The following is an 8,329-nucleotide window of genomic DNA, read 5'->3' as shown; positions in this document are numbered from 1 at the left end:
TCCTATCCCTGTTACTTCCTAATTCCTTTTTAGTGGGGGAGTGTGAACAGTTACTCTTCTGTTCCTTGAATCCGGCTTTCTTCATCAGCTTTGGCGGTAAGAAGAATAATCGGCGTTCCTTTTAAATCTTCTTCAGAACGAATCATTTTAATCATTTCCAGTCCTGTCACTACAGGCATCATCAAATCGGTGATAATTAAACTGGGTCTAGTTCGTTGTGAAAGCAGATATCCTTCGATACCGTTACGGGCTGTATCTACTTTATATCCGTTACGACGCAAAATATCAGCTACGTAGACTCGTAAATCAGGATTATCATCAACTACTAAAATTGAATGTCCTGTTCCCCGATCTGTAATACTCAGTAATTGAGAATCGTTAATGTCTGAAGTTGGTAATGATTCTAATTTCTGTGCAAAATTTTCTATATCTAAGTCAGCTTGTTCTAAGCCAGCTAATTCTACACTAGCGCGACTGATATTCAAATCAGCGGCGGTATCTAATATTCTATCTGCGGGTAAATGAGATGAACCGATGAATAATTCTAAGGTGAAGATTGTTCCTTGTCCATAAATTGATTCAACTGATACATTGCCTCCATGTAATTCTACCAATTCTTTGACTAGGGATAAACCCAAGCCACTACCTTCATAGCTGCGGTTTTCTGAGCCTTCAGCTTGACGGAATCGTTCAAAGAGATGGGGAATTTGTTGAGGAAGAATACCAATACCGGAATCTTGCACCTGTAAAATGCAGCGATCGCCTGTTGGTGCTAATTTGATGGTAATTGTTCCCTTTTCCGGGGTAAATTTCATCGCATTTGACAACAGGTTATAAAGCACTTTGTCAAATTTTTCTATGTCTAAATAGACTGTGGGACAGTTAGCTAAATCGGTGTTAACTTGGAGTTCTTTTTTCTCGCAATAGGGACGAAAAGAGTCAACTATTTGGGTAACAAATTCGACCAGATCACAGGGACGGAAACTAGGCTGCATTCTGCCGGCATCGAGACGTTGTAAGTCTAGGAGTTGATTAACTAAGCGCAGCAAGCGGCGAGAATTACGGAGAGCGATGACACTTTGATCATGGGATAAACCCTCACCAGCACTGACGGCTGAATCTAGAGGTCCTTGAATCAGGGTGATGGGAGTACGAAATTCATGGGAGATATTTTGGAAAAATTCGGTTTTTTGTTTATCTAGTTCTAATAATCTTTCTGCTTGTTCGCGGGTTTTTTGGTATAAGCGCGACTGTTGAACAGCGATCGCTGCTTGAGATGCCACTGATTTGGCTAACTCCACCTCTGAGGATAGCCACCTTCTAGCTTGTCCACTTTCCCGCATAGTAATACTGCCAATACACTTGCCATCAGCCAATAGAGGTACAACCATGAGCGATCGCACCGGCATTTTCAACGACAACTCAAAACCTCGCACATCAGCGGCATAATCGCCAATATCATGAATCACCACAGGTTCTTCCGTCCGCAATATTTCTTGCAAAACAGGATTATCTTGAATCTTGACGGACGATTCCGGCAATTGATGATGTAAAGAGTAATAATTTTCCAGAGAATTCCCTGGGTTAGAACTATCATACAAGCCTACACAATGGACAAATTCATCATCCTGAGTCCACAACGACAGAACACAGCCATCAACCTGTAAAGCTTGTCCTAGCTGTTGGGTAATCGCCGCGAAAATGTCTTCTGGATTCAAACTAGAACGAATAGCGCTAGTAATTGTATTAATCAGAGCCTCTCGTTTTGCTAAAGCCCGCACCTTTTCATAAGCGTAGGCTTGAGACAAAGCCAAAGCAGCTTGATCTGCTACTACCAAAACCAACTGAATTTCATCTTCTCCCCAAATCCGTTTCTGAAAACATTGGTGCAAAGCCAATACCGCCATCAATTTTTGTTGCCAAATCAGGGGAACAACTAAGCTAGAATGAATATTAGCCCTAGCAAAAGCATCAGCACGACTATTAACTACATCATTACTTTGCAATCTCTCATCATCATTGTCATAATCAATGACTTGCAATTCGCGGGTCTCCCAGACTGTTTGCGCCAAAATAGGCAAAGAAATACTCCCGGTATTTGCATCCTCCCCAGAACTCATTGATTTTTGGTAAACAAATCCTTCATCTGCCAACTGTTCATCTTGAAAAGGACGTAATACACAAATATCCACCTCGAAAATATGCCCCACCGTATCCACAATAGTTTGCAAAACTTGCCGATAATTTAAAGCACTACGAATTGTATTTGTGATTGTATTCAGCAGCGATTCTTGCCGAAGTGTCCGCGTCAGTTCCCTGGTTCTAGCTTTGAGGACATTGTGAGTGTCCATAGCTTGACGAACAACTGCTTTTAGTTCTTCCGACTCCCAGGGTTTAGTTACATATTTGAATACTTTGCCGGCGTTAATGGCATCTACCAAATCTTCAACATCAGTATAGCCAGTTAAAATAATGCGAATAATATCTGGATATTGGGTGGCAGTAAGGCTTAAAAATTCTGTCCCACTCATCATCGGCATCCGTTGATCGGAAATGATCACCGAAATATCACCCTCTTGCGCTAGTAAATCTAGAGCCGCAGGCCCAGAATTTGCCCTTAGCACCTTATAGTCACGATAAAAGGTGCGATAAAGCAAGTCCAGATTGTCGGGTTCATCATCAACAACCAAAATTTTTGGCTTACTGTTTGCTTGTGATATCATGCACCGCTTTGCTGCTGCAATGGCAGTCGAATAAGGAATAAAACATTCAAGTAGGGATATGTATAAGTCAGATAAGAGCAGCTTTGTTCAACCATTAACTGTTTATTTGGCTACATGACTAAACATGAGTAAGGATAGAGACAACTATCATTTAATTACTCACTATTTTGAATTTTAACCTCTGTAAGTAGTTGTTGATAAACAAATTACTTTCAGGCTGGTGAACATGACGCAGGAAGTGATAGATTCAGCTTATACGTCTTAGCATTGGTGCTAATACTTTTAAATTAATTCTATCCTTCGGCAAGATGGTAACGTTATTAATAATACATCAATTTGATTGATAATCAAAGTATACTATTAAACCAATCCCTTTGTTTAAATTTGGCAATCACAAATAATACTAAGGCAGTTGTAGTTTTAAGTAAATTGTCCCTGCCAAATTGAGTATTATTCTAGATTATTATTCTAGTATCTACTACTCAGTATTTATTTTATCAGTCCCTCCAGTTCTCAATGAGAAAAATTTTTAGCTTTCAGCCGCTAAGATATTTTGTTTAGATAGATTTTACTACGTTGATGATCAGTTATCCTAACTAAGTAGGTGAACAGAAAAAACAGTAGACGCGGAGCGGCTGCTCAAAGAGTAATATGTAACGAACCGTCAAATATCCCAAAACCTCTTCGCTGTTACAGCATAATTCAGTGTCCGGCTTTGAATTTAGATCCTGTCCACTAAGAGGCTTTCAACCTTATTCCTGCAATCAATCAAATTAATCCCTAATTAGCTTTGAAATCCTGGTTTTTTAACCCTACCCAACCCCAAGCAAGCCCAGAAATTGGCACTCTAACTGTTGGACAACTCCAAATTCGCGTAGCTACACCTGATGATTTAATCAGTATTGCCCAAATTGTGGCTGAAAGCTTTCACTCCCAAGAAGGTCTATGGGGTTGGGCTTTCCCTTTGTTTCGGATAGGTATTTATGAGGATCTCAGACATCGGCTCAAGTCTCCCACACCCCATCATATTTGTTTGGTTGCGGTTGATACTGCCACTGAAGATCAGAAAATTATGGGAACTGTAGAAATGAGTGTTAGGGGTCATGATTCTTGGATTGGTGTAAATCCAGGTTTCCCTTATATATCTAATTTAGCTGTTGATCCAGGCTGCCGTAGATTGGGTGTAGGTTCTAGTTTATTGATTCGCTGTGAGCAAATTTCCCAGGAATGGGGATTTCAAGACTTATATCTTCACGTTTTGGAACATAATCATCATGCCCGTCAGCTTTATTTTAAGTTGGCATATCGGGTACATAAGGTTGAATCGCCCTGGGATACACTTTTCTTTAATCGCTCACGTCAAATATTACTGCATAAACGTATATAGGAGGAGTTAGGAGTTAGGAGTTAGAGAGAAGGAAGGGGAAAACCAATTTTTGTAGGGGTTTCCCGCAAATTTTGGATTACATGGAAGTTCCTACTCGTATAAGGGATAGCGGGAGATTTGTCTTTTTTCTTGTTCTCTACTTTATATTTGTATGGCTTATCTTTACAGAAACTTTAAATAAAGGTGACTCTGGACTGATTGAAATCTAGCGCTAATCCCCTAGAATAGAATGATTAAAATGACTAAAAGTGCGTGTTTATTCCTAAAATAAATTATACTATCCAAAGTAATACTAGGGAATACTATATCAAACTATCACATTCAAAGTAGTGTTATTAACCAAATTATCATGCCAGATGGAAATAGGCAATTTAATGGCTCTAAGCTCCTCACACTAATTCATGGTGGCAAGGTTCTCATGGTTAATAGTCGGAGAAGGAATGGGTTAATACTTTTTAAAGAATACCATGCGGAGTTTGCTGGACCTGGAGCAGCGATTGGTGGAGATCATGATAGTGATTGCCAAGGGATTTTACCCATAGGCAATCTGTCTTTATTGACTCCTGAATCCCATGAAGATCGTCAAAAAGCTTATTTGCTTAGACGACAATGGATACGCTTAATTAAACAAATTACAGAGAGTCCAATTGCTACAGAACGAGTACAAAAGATTCTTGACCAGTTTGAGGTATTTTTCCCATCAGAAATAGTGGCTTGTATCCCAGATGAGGCTTTTGCTATGTTGGTAGGTGTGTTAACGCCAACTGTAACGATTGTTCGTCGTGTAAGTATTGATACTGAAAATGAATGAGTGATAATTAATTTCTACTCTGACAATAATGCTTGTATGCGTTCTAGGGTGCGGGTGTTTTCTGCCGGTGTACCGATAGTGATTCTTAAGCCATTGGGTAAGAGTCTAATCAGAGTCCCTTGATTTCTCAGCTTTTGGTTGAGATTTGTTAAAACGGTGGTTGATAATTGAGAGTCATTGGTTTTAATCCGCAAGTAAATAAAGTTGGTGCTGCTGGGTGTAATTTCCAGGGTTGGGTGTGCGGATAAGGCTGTGATCATTTTGGTTCTTTCGCTGAGGGTTTGGGGGATTGACTCTAGCAAAAGTTGCCGATTTTCTAAGGCTATGAGGGCAGCAGCGATGGAAAAACTGGGAAGATTGTAAGGAAGACGAACTTTTTCTAAAATTGCGATCGCATCTGGATGAGCGATACAATAACCTACACGCATGGCTGCAAGCCGAAAGGCTTTGGAAAAGGTGCGTAATATTATCCAGTTAGGATGTTGTAATAATTCTGCTGCTAAGGTGGTTTGACTAAATTCAAAGTAAGCTTCATCAATAACTACTAAAATTTCTTCTGGTAAACTTTTTAACCATTCTAGTTCCGCTGCTGTTAAAGAATTAGCGGTGGGGGAATTGGGGTGAACGACAAAAACGACGCGAATGGGAGGATTTTGTGTTTGGACAATGGCAGATTTGGCGGCTGCTAAATCAGTTTCAAAGTTGCTTTGATTTCTGCCTACTGTAACTACGGGAATGCCTAAAGTCTGGGCTAAGATTCCATACATGGAAAAGGTAGGATTGGCGACTAATATAGAACCTTCTCCCCCTAAACAAGTGGCAATTAATAGGGATCTAATTAATTCATCTGAACCATTACCGACGGAAATATTCGCAGCGGTGAAAGTTGAATTTGCTAGATTTGCTGATTCATTTACATATTGGGAAATGGCATTTTTTAGAGTTTCGTGTCCACCATCGGGATAACGATTAGTTTCAATAAGTTGTTGATAAGTCCAAGCTAATTTTTCTTTGATTTCCGGTGGTAAATCTAAAGGACTTTCATTAGTATCTAATCTGTCAAATTGGATGGCAACTGGTTCAGCACTATCACTACCGGGATGAGCTTTATAAGCGTTAAGTTGGGATAAATCGGCACGAATAAATTTAAGATTTGTCATTGGTGATTGGTGATTGGTAATTGGTAAGTAAGCATTCAGCCGTCAGCGAACAGCTATCAGCAAGAATTGAATTGATCAGCATTCTGAATATTAATTAGTGATGTCAGTCTCCCCACTTCCAAACCCCTAAAATCCGATTTTAGCTGAATGCTTACATTGGTAAAACTTGTCTTGGTTACATTTTGTTATTTATGATAATTGGCAAAATGAATAAATTGCTTGCCAAATTTCATCGCTGACATTGCCTAAGCTATGATCACTATTAAATTCTATTAATTCCACCCAAGGACGGGAAATAGCGAAATGGCGACTAGCTTGGATAGGAATTACTTCATCATGTTTACCATGTAAAATCAAGGTAGGAAGGGGACGTTGTAATAAATCTTCTGAATATTGTTTAGCATCGGTAACAAAATTATAATGTAGAGGCAGTAATTGTTGATCGCCATAATGATAAATCATCATATATTTTATTAATTGCCATAATTTTAATCTTATGCCTAATTTTGGCAACCAGTGGGATAAAAAACCGAAAGCTGGCGCTAATAATATTAGGCGTTTTATTTGTGAATGTTGTTGTGCTAAATGGGCAGATATCAAACCTCCTAAGCTAGAACCAATGAGGGTTACAGGTTGAGAATTTAGAGGAAGATGAGCCGCAATTTGTTGAATTTGTCGAGTGATGGTTAGGTGAGTAAATCCGCCGCTGTTTAGATCAGGGATAGATATTGGGATTTGGTGTTGTGATAATCTTTGTTGAATGTCTTGGGCTTTTGCTGAATTGGGACTGGAAGCAAAACCGTGAAGATAGAGATAATTCATAAGTGATAAGTTTCAATATATTGTCTTAATTAAAGAATCAATCACAGTAGAAATACAAGGGATTGCGATCGCATTACCAGTTAATTTTCGCATGGTTTGATAGCTGCCCACTATTTTATAAGATTCTGGAAAACCTTGCAATCTCAACATTTCTCTTGCGGTTAATCTTCTTTCGCCGTTGACTAATAAATAATTATAAGATGCTCCTGCTCTCAATGCACAGGAATAAGGATGTATACTAATATTACCAGATTTATTTTCATGCCATATTGTGGGTTGCTCATGTTTTTGCTCAGGTTTGACTTTTTGTAACCGATTTTGGCGAATTTTTTCGGAAGCATAATAAAATTCAGAAACAGATTTTTCTAATATTTCTGATAAAGGCTGCATGGGCGTTTTAATTAATGGCCAGTTAAAGTTATAATAATGATTTTGGTTTTTTAAGCCGACTATTAAAATTCTTTCTCGTTTTTGTGGTAAACCGAAATTAAGAGCATTGAGAATTTTATAATCTGTATAATAGCCTAATTCTTTTAAGGTATTAATAATTATTCTTAATGTTTGTCCTTGTTGATGTCCTTGTAATTGTTTGACATTTTCTAAGATAAAGGCTGAAGGTTGTTTATTTTTAATAATTCTGGCAATATCAAAAAATAATGTTCCTCTGGTATCTTCAAATCCTTTTAGTTCTCCACAGATGCTAAAGGGTTGACAAGGAAAACCACCGAATAATATATCATGGTCAGGAATATCATTTTCGTCAATTTTTGTAATATCTCCTATGGGTGTTTCTCCAAAGTTTTCTGAATATATTTTTTGGGCATCTAAATCAATATCACTGGAAAAAACACATTGAGAATCAATTTTATAATTATCACAAATCTTTTCAATTGCTAATCTAAATCCACCTGTACCACTAAATAAGTCTATGAATTTGATCATTTTTTGATTTCGGTTCTATCCTTGGTTAAGAGTTGTGATTAAGTATAATTGACGCAATTTATAGTATAGCAAGCATATAAATTATGCAACTACCCCAGTAATTACTCTTGATCTTAAATTAAGCGATCGCATAGTTAATATTATAATATAACCAAGTAAAAACCTATAGTTAATCTATAATTTAAGTTATATAATTAATCAGTAAATATATTTTGCTAACTTCCGAACAAAGTATTAGATATGTTATCCTCTGTCAAACTTTGACCAATACATTTACACCTATTTTCATCATCTGTTTAGATGAGCGCACAGGTAATCTGTTTATCTTGGCAGGAGATAACATAGAAATATAAATATATCCTAATGGTTTATGGAGGTCTTTGTGATTATACCAAACTTTATTGGCATGATTTTGTAAGTATATTAATGGTAACTGTTCACACTCCCCCACTAAAAAGGAATTAGGAAGTAACAGGGATAGGAG

At 37.8% G+C, this 8,329-nt stretch carries 6 protein-coding genes and 1 pseudogene; 3 read left to right on the top strand and 4 right to left on the bottom strand.

Annotated features, from left to right (window positions below; genetic code table 11):
• Positions 1-56: 56 nt before the first annotated feature.
• Positions 57-2,723 (bottom strand): annotated as a pseudogene (locus FJR05_RS06390) (response regulator); the annotation flags it as partial.
• Positions 2,724-3,513: 790 nt separating this feature from the next.
• Between FJR05_RS06390 and FJR05_RS06385 the strand changes: the two are divergent.
• Positions 3,514-4,110: a GNAT family N-acetyltransferase gene (locus FJR05_RS06385; RefSeq protein ID WP_168643343.1), complete on the top strand. Its 597-nt coding sequence runs from the start codon at positions 3,514-3,516 to the stop codon at positions 4,108-4,110.
• A gap of 289 nt (positions 4,111-4,399) precedes the next feature.
• The gene (locus FJR05_RS06380; protein ID WP_371416842.1) at positions 4,400-4,921 is read left to right on the top strand and encodes a hypothetical protein; all 522 of its coding nucleotides are present in this window, start codon (positions 4,400-4,402) and stop codon (positions 4,919-4,921) included.
• 14 nt (positions 4,922-4,935) lie between these two features.
• Here FJR05_RS06380 and FJR05_RS06375 read toward each other — a convergent pair whose 3' ends face one another.
• From FJR05_RS06375 to dcm, 3 genes are all read right to left on the bottom strand, one after another.
• Positions 4,936-6,081, bottom strand: a complete 1,146-nt coding sequence (locus FJR05_RS06375) for a histidinol-phosphate transaminase (protein WP_168643342.1) — start codon at positions 6,079-6,081, stop codon at positions 4,936-4,938.
• Between the two features lie 189 nt (positions 6,082-6,270).
• Positions 6,271-6,903, bottom strand: a complete 633-nt coding sequence (locus FJR05_RS06370; protein ID WP_168643341.1) for a YqiA/YcfP family alpha/beta fold hydrolase — start codon at positions 6,901-6,903, stop codon at positions 6,271-6,273.
• 12 nt (positions 6,904-6,915) lie between these two features.
• Positions 6,916-7,845 (bottom strand): DNA (cytosine-5-)-methyltransferase, encoded by a 930-nt coding sequence (gene dcm, locus FJR05_RS06365; protein ID WP_168643340.1) that lies wholly within the window; start codon positions 7,843-7,845, stop codon positions 6,916-6,918.
• A 212-nt stretch (positions 7,846-8,057) separates the two neighbouring features.
• Here dcm and FJR05_RS27870 point away from each other — a divergent pair, with 212 nt between their 5' ends.
• Entirely contained in the window at positions 8,058-8,198 is a 141-nt protein-coding gene (locus FJR05_RS27870; RefSeq protein WP_371416840.1) for a hypothetical protein, read from the top strand.
• Positions 8,199-8,329 lie beyond the last annotated feature (131 nt).

Source organism: Dolichospermum sp. UHCC 0259 (assembly GCF_009711935.1).
Taxonomy (GTDB): Bacteria; Cyanobacteriota; Cyanobacteriia; order Cyanobacteriales; family Nostocaceae; genus Dolichospermum.
Note: the sequence above shows the minus strand (reverse complement) of the source record. Positions and strands in the feature narration are given on the sequence as shown.